Source organism: Desulforhopalus singaporensis, from assembly GCF_900104445.1.
GTDB classification, from domain to species: domain Bacteria; phylum Desulfobacterota; class Desulfobulbia; order Desulfobulbales; family Desulfocapsaceae; genus Desulforhopalus_A; species Desulforhopalus_A singaporensis.
In genome coordinates this window covers 128,905-147,186 of sequence record NZ_FNJI01000009.1, presented here as the reverse complement: position 1 = coordinate 147,186, position 18,282 = coordinate 128,905, and the positions used below count along the sequence as shown (strand labels likewise).

The 18,282-nt window shown below is 49.3% G+C and carries 17 protein-coding genes and 1 pseudogene; 15 read left to right on the top strand and 3 right to left on the bottom strand.

The genetic code is table 11. From position 1 onward, the window contains the following. Nucleotides 1-334: 334 nt before the first annotated feature. From BLQ17_RS08450 to BLQ17_RS23165, 4 genes and pseudogenes are all read left to right on the top strand, one after another. Nucleotides 335-688 (top strand): helix-turn-helix domain-containing protein, encoded by a 354-nt coding sequence (locus BLQ17_RS08450; RefSeq protein ID WP_176761145.1) that lies wholly within the window; start codon nucleotides 335-337, stop codon nucleotides 686-688. Beyond that, complete coding sequence (locus tag BLQ17_RS08445; protein ID WP_092221794.1) at nucleotides 685-1,200, top strand: hypothetical protein; 516 nt, start codon at nucleotides 685-687, stop codon at nucleotides 1,198-1,200. The genes BLQ17_RS08450 and BLQ17_RS08445 overlap by 4 nt, the downstream gene beginning before the upstream one ends. Before the next feature lie 190 nt (nucleotides 1,201-1,390). After that, a complete protein-coding gene (locus tag BLQ17_RS08440; RefSeq protein ID WP_092221792.1) occupies nucleotides 1,391-1,720 on the top strand; it encodes a DUF3768 domain-containing protein in 330 nt (109 codons plus the stop codon). Nucleotides 1,721-2,043: 323 nt separating this feature from the next. Then, a pseudogene (locus tag BLQ17_RS23165) lies at nucleotides 2,044-2,862 on the top strand (recombinase family protein); the annotation flags it as partial. 614 nt (nucleotides 2,863-3,476) lie between these two features. Here the strand turns inward: BLQ17_RS23165 and BLQ17_RS23160 are convergent. Next, nucleotides 3,477-4,634 carry a YifB family Mg chelatase-like AAA ATPase gene (locus BLQ17_RS23160; protein ID WP_092221786.1) on the bottom strand — a complete coding sequence of 386 codons (1,158 nt, stop codon included), beginning with the start codon at nucleotides 4,632-4,634 and terminating at the stop codon, nucleotides 3,477-3,479. Nucleotides 4,635-4,909: 275 nt separating this feature from the next. Then, nucleotides 4,910-6,838: a sigma-54-dependent Fis family transcriptional regulator gene (locus BLQ17_RS08425; protein ID WP_092221784.1), complete on the bottom strand. Its 1,929-nt coding sequence runs from the start codon at nucleotides 6,836-6,838 to the stop codon at nucleotides 4,910-4,912. Nucleotides 6,839-7,257: 419 nt separating this feature from the next. On the opposite strand from BLQ17_RS08425, the gene BLQ17_RS08420 reads away from it, so the two are divergent. The 8 genes from BLQ17_RS08420 (at nucleotide 7,258) to BLQ17_RS08385 (ending at nucleotide 14,437) form a co-directional block, all read left to right on the top strand. After that, nucleotides 7,258-7,647 carry a RidA family protein gene (locus BLQ17_RS08420; RefSeq protein ID WP_092221819.1) on the top strand — a complete coding sequence of 130 codons (390 nt, stop codon included), beginning with the start codon at nucleotides 7,258-7,260 and terminating at the stop codon, nucleotides 7,645-7,647. A gap of 31 nt (nucleotides 7,648-7,678) precedes the next feature. After that, nucleotides 7,679-8,815: an NAD(P)/FAD-dependent oxidoreductase gene (locus BLQ17_RS08415; RefSeq protein WP_092221782.1), complete on the top strand. Its 1,137-nt coding sequence runs from the start codon at nucleotides 7,679-7,681 to the stop codon at nucleotides 8,813-8,815. A 9-nt stretch (nucleotides 8,816-8,824) separates the two neighbouring features. After that, on the top strand, nucleotides 8,825-9,109 hold the full coding sequence (locus BLQ17_RS08410) for a (2Fe-2S)-binding protein (RefSeq protein ID WP_092221781.1): 285 nt from the start codon (nucleotides 8,825-8,827) through the stop codon (nucleotides 9,107-9,109). Next, nucleotides 9,109-10,509: an FAD/NAD(P)-dependent oxidoreductase gene (locus BLQ17_RS08405; protein WP_092221779.1), complete on the top strand. Its 1,401-nt coding sequence runs from the start codon at nucleotides 9,109-9,111 to the stop codon at nucleotides 10,507-10,509. Before BLQ17_RS08410 ends, BLQ17_RS08405 begins: the two co-directional genes overlap by 1 nt. 57 nt (nucleotides 10,510-10,566) lie before the next feature. Then, nucleotides 10,567-11,034 (top strand): tripartite tricarboxylate transporter TctB family protein, encoded by a 468-nt coding sequence (locus tag BLQ17_RS08400; protein WP_092221777.1) that lies wholly within the window; start codon nucleotides 10,567-10,569, stop codon nucleotides 11,032-11,034. A gap of 12 nt (nucleotides 11,035-11,046) precedes the next feature. Continuing rightward, nucleotides 11,047-12,591, top strand: coding sequence for a tripartite tricarboxylate transporter permease (locus tag BLQ17_RS08395; protein WP_092221775.1), 1,545 nt, complete (start codon nucleotides 11,047-11,049; stop codon nucleotides 12,589-12,591). Between the two features lie 61 nt (nucleotides 12,592-12,652). Beyond that, nucleotides 12,653-13,600: a Bug family tripartite tricarboxylate transporter substrate binding protein gene (locus tag BLQ17_RS08390; RefSeq protein WP_092221773.1), complete on the top strand. Its 948-nt coding sequence runs from the start codon at nucleotides 12,653-12,655 to the stop codon at nucleotides 13,598-13,600. Nucleotides 13,601-13,687: 87 nt separating this feature from the next. Beyond that, nucleotides 13,688-14,437 (top strand): aspartate/glutamate racemase family protein, encoded by a 750-nt coding sequence (locus BLQ17_RS08385; RefSeq protein WP_218121738.1) that lies wholly within the window; start codon nucleotides 13,688-13,690, stop codon nucleotides 14,435-14,437. A 44-nt stretch (nucleotides 14,438-14,481) separates the two neighbouring features. Here the strand turns inward: BLQ17_RS08385 and BLQ17_RS08380 are convergent, their stop codons facing one another. After that, nucleotides 14,482-15,231, bottom strand: coding sequence for a tRNA1(Val) (adenine(37)-N6)-methyltransferase (locus BLQ17_RS08380; RefSeq protein WP_176761144.1), 750 nt, complete (start codon nucleotides 15,229-15,231; stop codon nucleotides 14,482-14,484). Between the two features lie 309 nt (nucleotides 15,232-15,540). On the opposite strand from BLQ17_RS08380, the gene queD reads away from it, so the two are divergent. From queD to BLQ17_RS08365, 3 genes are read left to right on the top strand one after another with little or no spacing between them, the layout of a single operon-like run. After that, a complete protein-coding gene (queD, locus tag BLQ17_RS08375) occupies nucleotides 15,541-15,927 on the top strand; it encodes a 6-carboxytetrahydropterin synthase QueD (RefSeq protein WP_092221768.1) in 387 nt (128 codons plus the stop codon). Nucleotides 15,928-15,940: 13 nt separating this feature from the next. After that, entirely contained in the window at nucleotides 15,941-17,221 is a 1,281-nt protein-coding gene (locus BLQ17_RS08370; protein ID WP_092221815.1) for a nucleotide sugar dehydrogenase, read from the top strand. 34 nt (nucleotides 17,222-17,255) lie between these two features. After that, on the top strand, nucleotides 17,256-18,281 hold the full coding sequence (locus BLQ17_RS08365) for a molybdopterin-binding protein (RefSeq protein ID WP_092221766.1): 1,026 nt from the start codon (nucleotides 17,256-17,258) through the stop codon (nucleotides 18,279-18,281). Nucleotide 18,282: the final 1 nt, after the last annotated feature.

Sequence of the window (18,282 nt, the reverse complement as noted above, 5' to 3'; positions counted from 1 at the left end):
TAGATTAAGTTCATACTTCATATTAAATGTTTACGAAAGATGATTTTACCGAATGGCGCAATTTCAATGACTTAGATTTATATCGGGAATAGCTGGTCTGATACCTAAATTATTTTACATACCACTCCAACGTAACGTCCCCAAAGTCCCCAAAGTCCACCTGCCAGTGGACTTTGGGGACTTTGGGGACGTTAATATAGCATACTCCGGGTTATGCACATTTAATCCACTTTTCTGATTTTTTGCTGATTAAACAAAAAAACACACCTTATCGTTAATACAGATTGATATACTATCACAATAGACTTCACTGCTAATGGTGAAGCAAAAGAGTATGTCACCACCGCTACAACAATATCTAAAAGCCCACCGTAAAAAAGCGGGCTTCAGCCAAAACGATGTGGCCTTTCTCCTTGGTAAGAAGTCGGGTTCACATGTTTCAAGATTTGAGCAGAGTAAAACTATTCCAGATCTCTGCACATCATTGTCCTATCAGATATTATTCAATGTACCACTTGATACGTTGTTTGCAGGTGTGAACAACGAGGTCGAAATAAACGTGTTTAGGAGAACAGCTCAACTAATCTCCTGGTTAGAGCAAAAAGGCAGAAGTCCTAAAATTATGAGGCGGATAGATTACCTTGAGGAGGTTGCAAGAAGAATTGCAGTAACAAATTTGGAGGTATGAGCAAAAACAACCATCAACAATTGTACCAGGCGCACAATAGAATTCTTTCTTTGTATCCAACGTTTCGAGGGTTTGGCTATGTGATATTTGAGGGAGCCGCGAACCCACTAGACTGGGGGAATGTATCTGTCAAAAACAAAGATAATCAATTGATTATTGATAAGATTGAAACTTACATTTCCTATTATAAACCAAACGTTGTAGTTACAGAAAATCCTACCGGTGAGGGATCTCGCAGAAATAAACGTATTCAATCGCTCGTCCAATCTATTAAAAAACTTGAGAGAGAAAACCTGGTAATCAAGACATATTCACGTTCTGAAATTACAAACGTTTTCGAGCAATTCGGCGCAAAGACAAAATATGAGATGTCTAATACTATCGCAAAATTCCTTCCTGTCTTTGAGCACCACAAACCACCTAAACGCAAACCATGGATGAGCGAGGATTCGCGAATGGCCATTTTTGACGCTATCGCTTTGGCAATGACCTACTTTTACCTAGAAGAATAAGTAACAGTATAAAATAATAATCATTTTGATTTTAATTACTTAGAAGCCCGCCTTGTTTGAAAGTTACCTTCAAAACGGGGCAAAACATACTCAGAAATAGTTCTTTACATCAGCTTGAAACTGTCTCTTTCATACAGGGAGAGTCAGCACCAAGCGGCTCTCCAAAAATCTTACTTATACGGAGGGCCTTATGTCTCAAACAACAGCAACAATTCGTGAGCTAAATGATTCTTTTAGGAAATCAGGAGCTGGAGGAAAGATTTTGATCACTGACGGTGTTGGAAATCTTGAGGAAGCAATGATCTATCAAATTCTTATCACAGTTTTCGATTACGATGACTTCACGGAAAGTAACGATCCTTACGGAGAGCATGACTTCGGAAATTTTAAAATTGGAGGAGAAACAATTTTTTGGAAAATTGATTATTACGACAATGATTTTAAATTTGGCTCTGAAAATCCTGCAAATCCTGAAATCACTGAGAGAGTTTTGACAATTATGTTAGCTGAAGAGTATTGAGCATAAAAAGCCATCCATTTATTTGGATGGCTTGAATTTTTTTCGACTCACCATTAAAGATCACCTTTACCGCTTTCAACTTTACCATGATATTGACCAAGTGTTTCCCACCTCTTTTGTGACATAAAGAAAGCAGGTCTGCCTTTTTCCATGCACCAAACAGTACTACTGGGCTCTTACATTCCTGGATTAACACGCATCTCTCGTTAAATATTTTCTCTATTATTTTATACAGTTAAACAATACACTTATTATTTTCATTACCTGTTTCATTGCCTTTTTGTAATGCTCTGGATATATTGCAAATATACGGAGGTGAAAACATGCAGGAAAAACTCAGAAAGCAAGTCGGTATATGGATTAGAGTTAGCACCGAAGACCAAGCTAAGGGAGAGAGTCCAGAACACCATGAAAAAAGAGCTCGCTATTATGCCGAAGCCAAGGACTGGCAGGTTGTAAAACTTTATGATCTTTCCGGTGTAAGCGGAAAAACTATTATCGATCATCCTGAAACAAAAAGAATGATAAGTGATGTTGCTGCCGGCCGTATCAGTGGACTTATTTTCTCAAAACTAGCCAGGTTGGCCAGAAATACGCGAGAACTTCTTGATCTGGCTGACCTCTTCCAAAAATACAACGCTGGTCTTATCTCTCTCCAGGAAGCAATTGACACAACAACTCCAGCAGGCAGACTTTTTTATACTATGCTTGCAGCTATGGCTCAGTGGGAAAGAGAAGAAATTAGTGAACGAGTAGCTGCCTCGGTACCAATCAGAGCAAAATTAGGTAAACCTACAGGTGGTGCTGCTCCACTTGGCTACAAATGGGAACACGGTGAATTAGTTCCCGATCCTAAAGAAGCTCCTATCAGAAAACTGATATATGAACTCTTTGCTCAGCACAAACGGAAGAAGACCGTGGCTCGATTACTTAATGAGATGGGGTATCGTACAAGGAAAGGTGCAAAATTCTCTGACACTACGATTGATAGACTTCTGAAAGATCCAACAGCTAAAGGGCTACGGAGAGCAAACTACACTAAAAGTACCGGTGAGGGTAAAAAGTGGCAACTCAAACCGGAAGATGAATGGGTGTACTCTAAAGTCGAACCTATTGTTTCAGAAGAGCTATGGAATGAATGTAATAGTTTCCTCGAATCTCAGCGTCAATCAAAGAAAAAAATTGCAAGAAAACCTGCTATACACCTTTTTGCAGGACTCACCTACTGTCATTGTGGAGGGAAAATGTACGTTCCCTCTAATAATCCCAAATACACGTGTCAAAAGTGTCGCTCCAAGATTCCTGTCGATGACTTAGAAGCTGTGTACCTTGAGCAATTAAAAGATTTCCTTCTTTCAGAGGATGATCTTAACACTTATCTTCATCAAATAGATGATGTCATAATGGAAAAAACCGAACTCCTGACCGTTTTGGAGAAAGAGAAAAATGATCTCCAAAAAGAAATGGATAGATTTTATAATTTGTACATGAAGAAACAGGTTTCAGCTGAAGGATTTGGAAGAAGGTACCGTCCACTAGAAGAACGCTTCGAGCAACTGGAAAAAGAAATACCGAAAGTACAAAGTGATATCGATTTCCAAAAAATATATAACATATCTTCAGAACAGATTTTTGTTGAAGCAAAAAGTCTTCACTCCAGATGGCCAACACTTTCCCGTGAAGAACAGCAACACATAATTGAAACCATAACGCAGAGCATCATTATTGGAAAAGAAGAGATCTCGATTAATTTCCATTATCTCCCCTTTTTCTCCCCCTCTCCTCCCCAAAACACACCCCCTACAAACACGAATACTTCGTCTTCATCAAATAGCGGCAACACAGCAATGAATAAACACGGATTCATGGCGGCCACCAGCATGAAATTGGCGGGAAAGCTAAGGGCCATGGTGGCCCTTGATATGGTTACGGTGCCATCTTCCAGAGGCTGTCTCAACCCTTCAAGTACCTGCCGCTTGAACTCTGCAAACTCGTCAAGAAACAGTACGCCGTTATGGGCAAGGGAAACCTCGCCAGGCTGCACCACACTTCCCCCGCCGATGAGCCCCGCGTCAGAAATAGTGTGATGAGGCGCCCTGAAAGGACGCTGTCGTCTGACCAGGGACAGATCGGAACATTTAGCCGAGACACTGTATATTTTCGCTGTCTCTATCAGCTCTTGCCTGTTCATCTGCGGCAGAATGGTTACCAGCCTTCTGGCCAGCATGGTTTTTCCGCCGCCCGGCTGGCCCACGAGCAGTACATTGTGCGCTCCTGCGGCGGCGATCTCAAGTCCCCGTTTTGCCGTCTGCTGCCCTCTTACGTCGGAAAAATCAACTGTGTGCCATTGCTCATCTTCATCTACTTCCTGCATTACTGCAGAAGCATTGACCTCGATATCGCCGCCTGCCAGAAACTCAACCGCCTGCTGCAGTCTTGTCACCGGAATAATTTCTATTTCCGATGACGCCAGCCGGGCTTCCATGAAATTTTCACTCGGGAGAACAACCCCTTTTAGCTTATGCAATTCTGCGGAAACCAGGATAGGTAGAATACCTTTCACCTTTTTTACCGTCCCGTCAAGAGACAACTCCCCCACCATACAGTACTGCCCCTCCCGTGCAGTTTTAAAGGCACCGCTTGCCTGAAGAATTCCAACGGCGATGGGCAGATCGAATCCGGCACCTTCTTTTTTCAGTTCGGCGGGAGCAAGGTTGACTGTAATACGTCTTACCGGAAAGTCGTAATGGCAATTCTTAATCGCCGCCTTGACCCGGTCCTTGCTCTCCCTGACGCTGCTGTCTGGAAGACCGACTGTGGCAAAGGTCGGTAATCCCTTGGTGACATCAACCTCAACTTCCACGGGGTGGCCTTCGATACCGATAACGGAGCAGCTTATAATCTTGGCGAGCATAGAAAGAATCAGGTAAATCAGGTTATTGCAAATGAAAAGGTTGCGGGGGGAAAGGCAGTGAAACTTTTGTCATTTCACCTGCGATCTTCCCGGGTTTAAGCAGTAGTCATGCGAATCGGCAGCAGCTGCCCTTGCCCCTGGTTTCAGGTGCCCACCGCTTTTATAGTCAGTAACCGATTAGTATAACAGCTCTTTATGACAAATATCTAAAAAAACCAGACACCCATAGCCCCCTATGGCTGCAGAAAAAAATGCGCAAAAAAAGAGGCGGCACCTTACTCCGGCGTCAGGTCATAATTTTTGAGTTTCCGGTATATTGTCGGGCGGCTGATGCCGAGTATCTTTGCCGTGCGGCAGATGTTGCCGCGGCAATGGGCCAGTGTCGCAGCAAGGGTACGTTTTTCCACCTCGGCAAGTGTTGGCAGCGATTCATTTTCCCCCTGAGAAAGAGCTGCACCATTTTGGGGTCCGACAAACGAGGGAATACCGAAATGTTCTGGCAAAATCTCGCCACCTTCGGCGAGATGGACGGCCCGCTCTATTCCGCTCTCAAGCTGCCTGATGTTGCCGGGCCAGCTGTAATCAAGAAGAGCTTGTTTCGTTTCAGGCTCTTTTATCCGTATGACCCGTTTGAGAAGAAACGATTGCCGTTCGATAAAATGGTCGGCCAGAAGGAGGATGTCACTGCCACGTTCGCGCAGGGGCGGGATCTCTATTTTCAGGGTACATATACGATAAAAGAGATCCTCGCGGAACTGGCGCTCCTCTATCGCCTGCTTGAGATCCTTGTTGGTGGCGGAGATCACCCTCAGGTTTACCGGCACGCTTCTCAGACCGCCCACCCTCTGGATCTCACCCGTCTGCAACACGCGCAGGAGTTTGACCTGCATGTCAAAAGGCATATCACCTATCTCGTCAAGAAAAAGAGTGCCGTTGTCGGCAACTTCAAATTTTCCAGGCCTGCCGCCTTTCTGGGCACCGGTAAACGCCCCTTCCTCGTACCCGAAGAGCTCGCTTTCAAGCAACTCCTTTGGGATCGCCCCGCAGTTTATCGCCACAAAAGGCTCATTTTTCCTATCGCTCTGGTTGTGGATCGCCTGGGCAAAAATTTCCTTCCCCGTTCCCGTTTCACCGGAGAGCAGAACCGTTGCACTGGTGCCGGCGGATATTCTTGCCATATGTATAGCGGATTTCAGCTTTTCGCTGGTGCCGACTATCGAGTTAAAGGTGAAATGGGCCTGGGAACCGGTCATCTCGGTTGCCACCCGAAACATTTCCCCCTTGTCGGTGACGGTAACCAGACCGCCGACAAGTTTCCCGTTAACCTGGCGGATGGGATCCAGTGAAGCAAAATATGTCCCCTGTTTTTTCTGGGTCACGAATTCCCTGGAACTGAATCCTCGTCCTTTGGCCAGGTAGGTTGCAATATCAAAGGATTCGCCGACACATTCGGCAAAAGGCTTGCCCACACTTTCCTCCGGCAGATCCATGAGAGAACGTGCCCTGCTGTTGACCTGCACAATGCATCCCTGCTGATTTACGGTGAGCATACCCTTTGAACTGGATTCCAGCAGGGCCTCCATATACTGGTTCTGAATATCAAGTTCACGGATACGCTGCCGCTCCCTGAGGTGAGCGGTTACGGTTTCCGCGGCCTGACGGACCAACCCCAGGGTGTGGACATGCATCTTTTCGGTGTAGCCGCTCAGGCTCACCACCCCGAGTACCTTTTGTCCGTCGGGTGAAAGGACCGGTGCTCCTGCATTACTCAGTTTTTGTGCCATTGCGGCAAACATCCTGTCACCGGACAAAAAGATAGGAATCTTCTCCTCCAGAGTGAGACCGATGGCGCAGGTTCCCATATCCCGTTCCGTCCACCGATAACCGGGGATACACCGTCTCCTTTTAAAATGTTCGATCAGGTCCGGATCGCCTACCACATAGAGAATGTATCCCTCGTTGTCAGCAAGAGCCATGCAGAAGCCGGTGTTTTTCAAAAGCCTGTACAAAGTATCGAGCTGCTCTCTGGCAATCTCAAAAAACTCACGCTGCTCCTCGACCCGTTTTTCAAGCTTGTCCGGGGTCAACCGGCTCGACTCGGGGGCCCCCAGCGCGTTGGGGTCTACACCGTATCCGGCTGAGCGTTCCTGGGAACGTTTTATTATCTGATTGAGATTGGGAATACCGGGAATTTCAGTTACCATGGCATTATGTAACAAAACTTTACATTGTAATCTTTTTTTACAATATTGAGTTAATTAAAGAAAAACGAAGTTAAAACAAGCCAATACCCATATTTTTTCTGTGGAGATAATCCCGAATGTAACATATAGTTACAATACCCTATTAACAACAGGGAGTGGATTACTTATATAACATACCGTTAATACTAGCAATATATATTTGAACAATTGTTGGCACGCAATGTGCTTAATGTTTGTCATGGTAGAGCTGACGATGTTTTTGCAATACAACTTACTCATACCATATGTAAAATTTTGCTACAAGACAGCTCTGCAAAAAGAGAACATATGTTCTGTACGTCTATGGCGAGATAAAATCATCACAGGTCGACCCTGAGGATCGCATCCGCAACACGGGTCAGGACCGGGAAAAAATGGATATGTCAATTAAGAGATACGGTACCCCAAAAAATGTCGGCCTGCCTTTTGCCAAAGCAGCGGGAGCTGAAGGCTGGCTATACGTAAGCGGGCAGGTACCCCGCGACAGTGAAGGGCAGATAATTTCAGGGAACATGAGCGTGCAGGCGCGGGCAACCCTTGACAACCTGAAGGCTGTACTGGAAATGGCTGGATATGGTCTCGACGATGTGGTCAGGGTAGGTGTCTGGATAGATGATCCGCGTGATTTCGGTGAGTTCAACAAGGTGTATGAACAATATTTCACCGCGGAGCATGCTCCCGCCCGGGTTACCGTCCAGGCGTCGATGATGAGTGATCTTCGGGTGGAAGTTGACTGCATAGCTTTCAAAAAAAATCCTGATACCGAGTGATACATTACCCTTTTGCCCCAATGACGACACCATGACTAGATCACGTTCAAAAAGTATTCCAGACCATGAAATCATCATTGTCGGAGGAGGAATCTGCGGCGCTGCTGTAGCTTACGGGCTCGCAGCCAGGGGTTGCAGGGTGACTTTGATCGACGCGCCGACCAGGACCAACATGGCCTCCAGGGCCAATGTGGGGCTTATCTGGTGTCAATCCAAGTTTCTTCACCTGCCCGACTACGCCCGGTGGGGGTTTCATTCGGCGCGGCTTTTCCCCGAACTTACCCGCGAGCTGCAAAAGATCAGCGGAATAGAAATACCGGTACATTATCGCGGCGGGATTATTGCCTGCCTGGGAGAGGGAGAATACGATACGCGCAGGGAGTATATTGAAAACCTGGGCCAAGTCCTGGACAGTTATCCCGGAGGCATGATTTCCCGAGGCGAGCTTGAAAAAAAGCTCCCCCATATTAAATTCGGCAAGGAGGTAAGCGGAGCGGCATGGTGCGAGGAAGACGGCATCATCGAACCGCTGGCGCTATTGCGCGCCTTCAAAGTTGCTTTCTCAAAGCTGGGCGGAACCTTTATCGAAACGGTCGCCTACGAGGTGCAACCCCGAAACGGAGGGTTCCTGGTTATAACGGAGCAAGGGCCCTTGAATTGCGAGCGGGTGGTCCTGGCGGCAGGCCTTGCAAATAGACGGCTCGCCCGTTTTGCCCTGCCGGAGTTGCCGGTCTATGCTGACAAGGGCCAGGTGCTGCTGGTTGAAAGGATGCCCTATGTCATGCCGATTCCGGTTCTCGGTGTGTCCCAGACCTTCGGCGGAACTGTTATTATAGGTTTCAGACACGAGTTTTCAGGACACGATACCGGAATCGTCCCGGAAGATGTTGCCACTGAAGGAATATGGGCCACCCGGGTATGGCCCGAACTCGGTAAAAAAAGGCTTATCCGTGCCTGGAGCGGGCTGCGGGTGATGCCAGAGGATAAACAGGCAATCTACTCCACTCTTCCGGGCCATCCGAGAGCGTTTTTGTTAAACACCCACAGCGCCGTGACGCTGGCAGCAGCACACGCCCGTTATTTGCCGGATTTTATCGTTGGCGCCGGGTTACCCGATGTTGCCGCCAGTATGACCTTAAAACGCTTTGGTTATGATTGTCAGTTATAGGTAAAAGTTATGAAAAACGGTCTACAGCCTACGGTCACCCTGACCGTAGATGACAAAGAGGTTACCGTCCCGACGGGTATTTCGGTGGCGGCTGCGGTACTTGGACATCTTCATTTGGGGTGTACCTGTGTTCACCCGGTGGATAAAACCCCAAGGGCGCCGTACTGTCTCATGGGAGTCTGTTTTGAATGCATGATGGAAGTAAACGGTGAAGAAAACGTTCAGACCTGTCTGGTGAGCGTTGAGGATGGCATGGTTGTCAAGAGACAGCTGAAGGTACCAGAGGCAAAGTGATGGAAAATCAAACCGACCTGATAATCATAGGTGGTGGCCCGGCAGGACTTGCTGCGGCATGTTCGGCCAGCAGCTGTGGGCTCGAAGTTGCCGTGGTAGACGAACAGAGCTCCCCTGGAGGACAACTGTTTCGGAATATCGAAACCCCGCTTGGCCAGTCCCTCCTCGATGACGGGGACAGACAAAGAGGCCTGGAGCTAGTCCGAAACTTTCGTGCGGCAAAAATTAAATATTATCCCGATACCGTCGTGTGGGGGGTGGAGCCGAACAGGGTATCGTGCACCGATAAAGACGGGGCCAGGCTGCTGCATGGCGCCTGCGTGGTTATAGCTCCCGGGGCCATGGAGCGGCCGGTACCATTTCCCGGCTGGACCCTTCCCGGGGTTATTACTGCAGGAGGTGCTGATATTCTGCTCCGCTCAGGAGGCACTCTGACCAGAGAGTCAAGTGATCCTGTGGTGCTGGCCGGCAACGGCCCGCTGCTGCTGCTTGTAGCTTGTCACCTTCTTGACAATGGGGTGAACATCGCCGCCTGGCTCGACACCGGTTGCTGGCCGAAAAGGTTTGCCGGAGGTGCGTTCATGTCCTGGTCTTTTCTCGATGCAGGTTACATGTCCAAGGGCAAGGCGATGGCAAAAAAGATCCTCGGCGGAAAAATTCCCTTTGTTACCGGTGTAAAACAGATCAGGGCGGCGGGCGACACCAGGGTTGAAAGAGTTGTCTATGAAAAAGGCGGCAAAAGGCATGAAATAGACGCTGCCTGCCTGCTTCGCCACGAGGGAGTGATTCCCCGGACCCACATCCTGCGTTCGATGGGAGCTCTTCATCGATGGGACAAAGTGCAGCGCTACTGGTACCCGGTAACGGACGATTTCGGGGCAACCAGCATAGACGGCATTTACCTGGCCGGAGATGCTAACTATGTTCACGGCGGAGACGCGAGTATAATCAAGGGAACCCTGGCAGGAATCGATGTCGCCAGAAAAATTGGGGTAATCACCAAGGGCGAGGCTGCCTTCAGGTCGGAAAAACATCTGAAGCAGTTGCGCAGAATTCGTATCGCCCGTAGTTTCCTGCGATATATGTTCGCCCCGCACCCCGATATCTTTGGCGTACCCGACGAGACCATTGTCTGCAGGTGCGAATCGGTTACCGCAAAAGATATCAGAAAGATAGCCAAAGAGGGCAACCGCGACGTCAACGAGGTGAAACTCCATACCCGCTGCGGCATGGGGCCCTGCCAGGGGCGGATGTGCGGGACTCCGCTTGCCGAGATTGTCGCTGCGGCCCAGTCAACCACTCCTGACAAGGTTGGAAATTTACATATAAGACAACCTTTCAGGCCGGTTTCGCTGGAAAACTATTGCCGGGTGTATACAGAGGAGCCTGCCGACACCTAACAACCACGCTTTCCATCCGAGGAACTAGCAAAATACAAGACTCTGCAGGGGAACCCAATGAACAGAAGAAAAATTGATGTGATATTATCTGCGGCGCTTATTACCGTTTCGCTGATAATCCTGACAAACGATAAGCTGGTCGAAGGGGGCATGGAAACGGAGCTTGGATCCATGTTTGTACCACGGCTCATTGCCGTATTTATTCTCATTTTTTCCGGAACTATCGGCATCCAATCGCTGGTTAAACTGAAAAAACGAGAAAAACTCACCATCCACGAGCATATTAATACCACGGGATTTGGCGGGGTGGGAATCTACTTTTCGATTTTCATCCTCTACTGGCTTGCCTCTCCCCATCTCGGTTTTCTGGTCGCCACGCCCTTTGTTATTTTAGCCATAGCGTATCTTTTAGGCGGACGCAACTGGATCCTTATCGGGATCATGTCTGTCATCGTCCCGATTCTCATCTACTACGGTTGCAGCCAGTACCTGCGGGTATTTCTGCCTACCTGGTCCCTGTCGTAACGGAGGCTGACAATGATTGAAAATATCTTACAAGGCTTTGCGACCATATTCAGCGTCGGGCCCATCGTCGGTATTATTATCGGCGTAATCGTCGGCATTATCTTTGGCGCCATCCCGGGGATTTCCGCTATCATGGCTATCGCCATCATGCTGCCGCTTACTTTTTATGTCGAGCCGGTTGTCGGCATAACCATGCTGCTGGCGGTGTATAAAGCCGGCATTTACGGCGGTTCCATTTCGGCAATTCTGATCAACACCCCTGGCGCTGCGGCGGCTTTCCTCACTGCCCAGGACGGTCACGCTCTCACCAGGATGGGCAAGTCCGGCAAGGCGCTGTGTATGGCGCTCTACGCCTCGGTAACCGGGGAGATGCTGAGTACTCTGGTCCTGATCTTTGTCGCCGCCCCGATCTCGCTTATCTCGCTCAAAGCTGGACCCATCGAACGTGTCTATCTGTTGTTTTTCGCTTTCACGGTGATCGGCTCGGTGACCGGCGAGTCGATCTCCCGCGGGTTGCTTTCCACCTGTCTCGGCATGCTCTTTGCGACGGTGGGGATGTCCTCGATTACCGGGGCGACCCGTTTCACTTTCGGAATACCGGAGTTGATGAGCGGTTTTACCTTTACCCCTATGCTGATAGGGGTGCTGGTCATGCCGGAGGTGATCATCGCCATCAGGCAACGTAACAGCGCCCAAGGCAATCTCAAGCTTACAGTGTCCCCCAACCCAGAGGACAACCGCATCAGCTGGAGAGAGTATCGTTCGGTACTGGGGACCATTATCAAATCCTCGGGAATCGGCACTTTTATCGGTTCCCTGCCCGGCCTCGGCTCCACCACGGCGGCTTTTCTTGCCTATGGCGAGGCAAGGCGTACTGCGAAAAATCCGGAGAAATTCGGCAACGGGTCCATCCGCGGGATTGCCGCCGCGGAATCGGCCAACAACGCCGTTTGCGGTGCGGCCATGATCCCGATGCTTACCCTGTCTATTCCCGGAGACGACGTAACAGCTCTACTGTTCGGGGCGTTCCTAATCCAGGGGATAACTCCCGGGCCGACAATTTTTTTCGAGCACACCCAGGTTATCTACGGAATTTTCGCCGGTTTTTTACTGACTGACTTCTTTTTGCTCTTTTTCGCCAGGATCGGTTTCAAGTTCTGGACCAAGATTGCATCGGTGCCGCGATACTACATTTTCCCGTGTGTCACCATCTTCGCCTTTGCCGGTTCCTTCACCACAAACCAGAACATCAACGATGTGCTCCTGCTGATCCTGTTCACCATGTTCGGTTTCGGCATGCGACTTGTAGGACTCAACCCGGCGGCTTACCTGATCGGCTTTATTCTGACCCCGATGCTTGAACAGAATATGGATCAGGCCGTCGCCATAGTAGGTGACAACTACTCCATGTATTTCACCACCCCGTTTGCCTGGATATTTACAGGCCTGGCAGCGCTGTCGGTCTATTCAACCATACGTCAGAGAAAAAGAGCAAAAGTGAAAAGAAACGATTCCGCCTGCCTAGAACAGGGCGAGGCGGTAGCGGATAAAGTGTAGGAGGATCTTTATTGGACAATAAAGATCATATGTGTCAACTTCGCAACCAAAAGGAAAAGTCATGATTAAATGGAGCAAAAAACTGGTTAAGGTAGCAGCGGTAATGGCGGTTACCCTTATCGCAGCATCGGTACACGCCGAGTATCCGAAAAAGCCGATAAACGTTATTGTCCCCTGGGGTGCAGGCGGAGATTCCGATCTGACCACCCGTGTCTGGGCAGATGCCGTGGAAAAGGAACTCGGTAATCCGGTGGTGGTCATCAACAAGGCAGGCGGCGGCGGTGTGGTCGGCACCACCTTTGTAGCCAACGCCAAAAAAGACGGCTACACGCTGATCAACGCGGGACTGAGCAACGTCCTGGTAACACCTAATTTCAGCAAAACACCCTATGACTTCGACAGCTTTGTGCCAGTAGTCAAGATGACCGCGGTACCGCTGGGCATTATTGTAAAAAACGACAGCCCGTTCCAGACCTTTGATGACTTCATCAAGGCCGCCAAAGAAAAAACCGTTACCCAGGGTTCATGGGGGGCGGCTTCTTCTGGCACAATCCTGGCGAGCATCATCGCCGACCAGGCCGGATACACCCCGAAATACGTTCACGCAAATACTACTGCGGAGTCGATGGTGTCGGTCGTCGGTGGCCATATCGATTCCGCAGTCTCCTTCCCTCCCGCTTTCGGCCCCCACATCAAGGCCGGACGTGCCAGGGCTCTTGTCATGAATCAGAAGATGGATGCATACCCGGGAGTTCCCACCTTTGGTGATTACGGCATCAAGGGCAGCTTTGAAGGCTGGTCCGGCATCTTCGCCCCCAAGGGCGTTCCCGAGGAAGTTGTCAACAAACTCGTCGAGGTAACCAAGAAAGTCATGAAGGACCCAAAAGTTCTCAAAGCGTATGAGAACATGGGTGCGGTAGTTGATTTCCGCTACGGTGAGGAGTGGGTCAAAGACTTGAAAGTCACCTACGATATTATGAACGAAGCAGCCCAGAAGATGAAAGAATAACTTCATATCCCGGGGGCCGTCACATCAGGTACGGCCCCTTTAAACCGTTTTGCGTTTAAAATTGAGTTGATTGCTTGCAGGAACATATTGAGAAAAACAGGAGAACAAGCCATAAATACGAAAAATATCAAAGATGGTCGCCGTTACCACGACACCCCGGTCGGGGTGCTCTGCCTCAACAGCAGTTTTCCCAAGCCAAAAGGACATGTTAGAAACCCTGAAACTTTTGATTTCCCGGTAATATGCAAGGTTATCGACGAGGTGGATATCCCCACCCTGCTCTTTAATCCCACCCCGGAGCTGATCCGTCCATTTATCGAGGGTGCGCAGCAGCTTGAAAAAGATGGCGTCAAGGCGATAACAGGCAGCTGCGGTTTTCTCGCAAGGTTTCAGTCCCAACTGGCGGAGGCGGTCAATATCCCGGTTTTCACCTCAAGTATCGTTCAGGCTTTCATGGTCCGGCTTATGCATGGGGCACATGCCAGGATCGGCATTCTGACAGCGAGCGCCGCGGCGCTCACCCTGGACCATTTTGTCCAGTGCGGAACCAGAATCGAGGATTTTGTTATCAGAGGGATGGAAGGCTATCCGGAATTCTGGGAAACCATCATCGAAGGCAAACGAAACTATTTCGATATGGTAAAGCTTGAAAGCGAAATTATCGACTCCGCAACCACAGTGGCAACTGAAAACAATCTCGACGCTCTTATTCTCGAGTGCACCGATCTCAGCGCTTTCTCCAAGCCGATCCAGGAAGCGATCACCATACCGGTTTACGATATCAATTCTCTGGTTGAATACGCTGCCTTTTCGGTGTGCAGAAAAAATTATGCGTGAGTACCGGCTGTAACCAAATCCGGTTCTGGAAACCAACGTGGTTTCTACGACTTGTAATACTCGGCGACCTCCTGTGTATAAGGGCCGTTTTTTTCGCGGTAGATATAAAGAGGATCAAGGACAACACAATCCTTTCTGCCGTTCTTGACGCATTTGATCATTACCAGCTGAGCGGGTCTGGTAATGGCCGGATAACTGTAGACGAACCTGATCTTCTTGACGCCAAACCCCAGTGACGACGCTTCCGAGATAAGGCTTGCAGTCTGTTCCGCCGGATAGATAAAATACCCGCACCCCCTGTTTGTAAGCGCAAACCTTGCCGCTACAAGAAAATCCCTCAAGCCGCCAGATTGCTGGTGCCTTGCCAGCCGTGCTTCCTCTTCAACGCTTTGCCGCCCTTGACCTTCAGTATAAAACGGCGGGTTGCAGGTGATCATATCGTAGCTTTCCGCGTCAACGAACTGTTTTATAGAGCGTATATCCCCCCTGAAGACCTCGCCGAGACAATTAAATTTGCGGTTTGCTTTAAAGTTTTCCCGGGCAAGGGTGGCCAGCCCTTGCTGCACCTCTATCGCCGACACCCGGTACAGTTCCCTGTTATAGCGGTAGGCCAGGATAAGAGCAATCACCCCGCATCCTGTTCCCAGATCGAGAACTCTACCATCTTTCTTGACCTCGGCGAAGTGAGCAAGCAGTACCGGGTCCATCGAGAAACGATATCCATCCCGGTGCTGGTAGAGAATCACCCTGCCGTTAAAAAGTGTGTCGGAGGTTACAGGTTTTTTAAACATCATAAAATTCGGTGTATTGTTCCTGGTAATATCGTAATAGCTGCCAATCATTTACAACAAATGTAACAAAAATCAGACTCGACAACCAGCCGATCTTGTCATCCCGAACCGCCAGTGCGTTTTTTTGTACTGTTTTTCTGAGGAACAGACCGTCATTATTTGAAATAAATCACCAATGATAACGCAGGGAATTGTTTTGTAAAAATAAGATGATTAATGATATGGAAAGTATTAATGTGTCAACGGCTTTTGCCGGAGCAATCCAACAGCTGCAATGACGGAGAAACTTACAGGAATATAAGGAGAATCCTGATGTACGATATATTTATAGATACTCATTTTGCCGGAGCCCATCACCTGCGCGACTATCCCGGAGACTGTGAAAAACCTCATGGTCATAACTGGAAGGTACGGGTAACAGTTCGTGCCGCGAAAGTGGATAAGTGCGGCATGGGGATGGACTTTACACTCTTGAAAAAAGTGGTCAAGGAGGTCATAGACCTGCTCGATCACCACGATCTCAACACCCTGCCCTACTTTCAGGAAAAGAACCCATCGTCTGAATATATTGCAGAGTTTATCTATGGAGAAGTCCGGGCCAGGCTTACCGACGACAATCATCGAATCTTCAGTGTCCGGGTACTTGAGACAGATACGCAGGGGTTGATATACTACGGACCAGAAGGACCAAAATTTTGACATGATACCCGCAATGCTACCGGATATCGGGACTGTTACCATAGGCGTCATCGGCCTGGGATATGTGGGGTTGCCGCTGGCCGTGGAGTTCGGCAAAAAATACCGGACCATAGGATTTGACCTCAACCCCGGAAGGATCAAAGCGTTGAGGGAAGGCTGCGACACCACCCTGGAGGTAACCGACCAGGAACTGTCTGGAGCGGTTCATCTCTCCTATAGTGCCGATATTTCAGACACCGCAAAGTGCAATGTCTATATCGTGGCGGTTCCCACCCCTATCGATGCAGCAAAAAGACCCGATCTCAACCCGTTGCAGTCGGCTTCCAGCCTTGTCGGAGAAGTGCTCGAAAAGGGTAATATGGTGATTTTCGAATCAACTGTTTACCCGGGCGCCACCGAAGAGGTGTGCGTCCCCTTGCTTGAGCAGAGATCGGGGCTGGTATTCAACCGCGATTTTTTTTGCGGATACAGCCCGGAGAGAATCAATCCGGGCGACAGGGACCATCGATTGCCGACGATAGTCAAGGTTACCTCCGGCTCCACCGCGGAGTCGGCCGAGTTCGTTGACAGCCTCTACCGATCGATAATTACCGCCGGTACCTTTAAAGCCAGTTCCATCAAGGTGGCGGAAGCGGCAAAGGTTATCGAGAACACCCAGCGCGACGTAAATATAGCCCTGGTCAATGAACTGGCCCTGATCTTCGAAAAACTAGGCATTAATACCAACGAAGTTCTTGAAGCCGCTGAGACAAAGTGGAATTTTCTGTCATTTCGTCCGGGACTCGTCGGCGGCCATTGTATCGGCGTCGACCCCTATTATCTGACACACAAAGCCCAGGAACTGGGATATCATCCCAACATGATCCTCGCCGGCCGGCGGCTCAACGACAGTATGGGCCACCATATAGCCACCTCGGTCATCAAGATGCTTCTGAGAAAATCGATTGACACTTCGTCGTGCCGGGTGCTTGTCATGGGGCTAACGTTCAAGGAGAATTGTCCCGACCTCAGAAACACCAAGGTAACCGATATAATAAGTGAACTTGCAGAATATGGCATCGACGTCGATGTCTACGATCCCTGGGTTGAACCGCAGGAGGCGGCAAAAGCCTACGGTATCACCCTTGTCGACCGGCTTTTGCCCGAAAGTTATGACGGTATCGTAATAGCTGTCGCCCACAGGCAGTTCAGGGAAATGAGCATTGACGACCTGAAAAAGCTCGGCAAGGAAAAATCCGTTATTTATGACGTTAAAGGACTTTTCCCCGTCAACCTCGTTGATGGCTGCCTGTAAATCTTTAACACAGAAATTCTCGTAAGGGTAAAACATGCTGAAAACGGTACCGGTGGAAGAAGCTGTAGGCCAGGTTATTCCTCACGACATTACGGAAATAATTAAAGACGTAAAAAAGACCACTGCTTTCAAGAAAGGACATATTATAGCGGAATCGGATATCGAACATCTCAAGCGGCTTGGCAAGGACCACATCTATGTTCTCTCGCTTGCGAAAAACGAGATCCATGAAAATGAAGCCGCCACCCTTCTGGCGGCAGGCCTTGCCGGCCCCAACATCGTCTATTCCAAAAACCCGGAAGAAGGGAAAATAGTCCTTAAAGCCGGGTGTAGCGGACTGTTGAAGGTAGACAGAGACCGTCTTTACGATTTCAATGTCCTGGGTGATGTCATCTGCTCCACGCTCCATGACAACACCCCGGTCCAGCAGAATGAGATCGTCGCCGCCACCCGTCTCATCCCCCTTGTCTGCGACAGGCAGGTCGTTGAAAAAGCCCTTTCGGCCCTGTCCGGCACCACTCCGGTGATAAATGTCGTACCGCTCAGAAAATACAGGATTGGCCTGGTGATCACCGGCAACGAAGTTTTCTACAACCGGATAGAGGACCGGTTCGAGGAGGTACTAAGGGAAAAAGTCAAGGCGTTGGGCTCGGAGCTGACCGTGGTGCGCCGGGCTCCCGATGACAAAAAAATAATAGCTGAAGAGATTCATCGCTGTATTGATGCGGGCGCAGAACTCATTGTGACCAGTGGCGGCATGTCGGTTGACCCCGACGATGTCACACGAGAAGGAATCATTGGTGCTGGTGCTGTGGATGTCACCTACGGCACACCGGTGCTGCCCGGCGCCATGCTTCTTTGCGGTTTTATAGGTCCAGTTCCGGTGGTGGGAATCCCGGCTTGCGGCATGTATCACAAGATCACGGTGTTCGATCTGATTCTTCCACGAATCCTGATCGGGGAAAAGATCGGTCGTAAACAGCTGGCAGAACTTGGCCATGGCGGGTTGTGCCGTAATTGTCCGACATGCCGTTACCCGATCTGCAACTTTGGAAAATAAA

Bases quoted from the DNA above. Each gene is read 5' to 3' on its own strand.
- BLQ17_RS08450 (WP_176761145.1), top strand. From the start codon at position 335: ATGTCACCACCGCTACAACAATATCTAAAAGCCCACCGTAAAAAAGCG.
- BLQ17_RS08445 (WP_092221794.1), top strand. From the start codon at position 685: ATGAGCAAAAACAACCATCAACAATTGTACCAGGCGCACAATAGAATT.
- BLQ17_RS08440 (WP_092221792.1), top strand. From the start codon at position 1,391: ATGTCTCAAACAACAGCAACAATTCGTGAGCTAAATGATTCTTTTAGG.
- BLQ17_RS23160 (WP_092221786.1), bottom strand. From the start codon at position 4,634: ATGCTCGCCAAGATTATAAGCTGCTCCGTTATCGGTATCGAAGGCCAC.
- BLQ17_RS08425 (WP_092221784.1), bottom strand. From the start codon at position 6,838: ATGGTAACTGAAATTCCCGGTATTCCCAATCTCAATCAGATAATAAAA.
- BLQ17_RS08420 (WP_092221819.1), top strand. From the start codon at position 7,258: ATGTCAATTAAGAGATACGGTACCCCAAAAAATGTCGGCCTGCCTTTT.
- BLQ17_RS08415 (WP_092221782.1), top strand. From the start codon at position 7,679: ATGACTAGATCACGTTCAAAAAGTATTCCAGACCATGAAATCATCATT.
- BLQ17_RS08410 (WP_092221781.1), top strand. From the start codon at position 8,825: ATGAAAAACGGTCTACAGCCTACGGTCACCCTGACCGTAGATGACAAA.
- BLQ17_RS08405 (WP_092221779.1), top strand. From the start codon at position 9,109: ATGGAAAATCAAACCGACCTGATAATCATAGGTGGTGGCCCGGCAGGA.
- BLQ17_RS08400 (WP_092221777.1), top strand. From the start codon at position 10,567: ATGAACAGAAGAAAAATTGATGTGATATTATCTGCGGCGCTTATTACC.
- BLQ17_RS08395 (WP_092221775.1), top strand. From the start codon at position 11,047: ATGATTGAAAATATCTTACAAGGCTTTGCGACCATATTCAGCGTCGGG.
- BLQ17_RS08390 (WP_092221773.1), top strand. From the start codon at position 12,653: ATGATTAAATGGAGCAAAAAACTGGTTAAGGTAGCAGCGGTAATGGCG.
- BLQ17_RS08380 (WP_176761144.1), bottom strand. From the start codon at position 15,231: ATGATGTTTAAAAAACCTGTAACCTCCGACACACTTTTTAACGGCAGG.
- queD (WP_092221768.1), top strand. From the start codon at position 15,541: ATGTACGATATATTTATAGATACTCATTTTGCCGGAGCCCATCACCTG.
- BLQ17_RS08370 (WP_092221815.1), top strand. From the start codon at position 15,941: ATGCTACCGGATATCGGGACTGTTACCATAGGCGTCATCGGCCTGGGA.
- BLQ17_RS08365 (WP_092221766.1), top strand. From the start codon at position 17,256: ATGCTGAAAACGGTACCGGTGGAAGAAGCTGTAGGCCAGGTTATTCCT.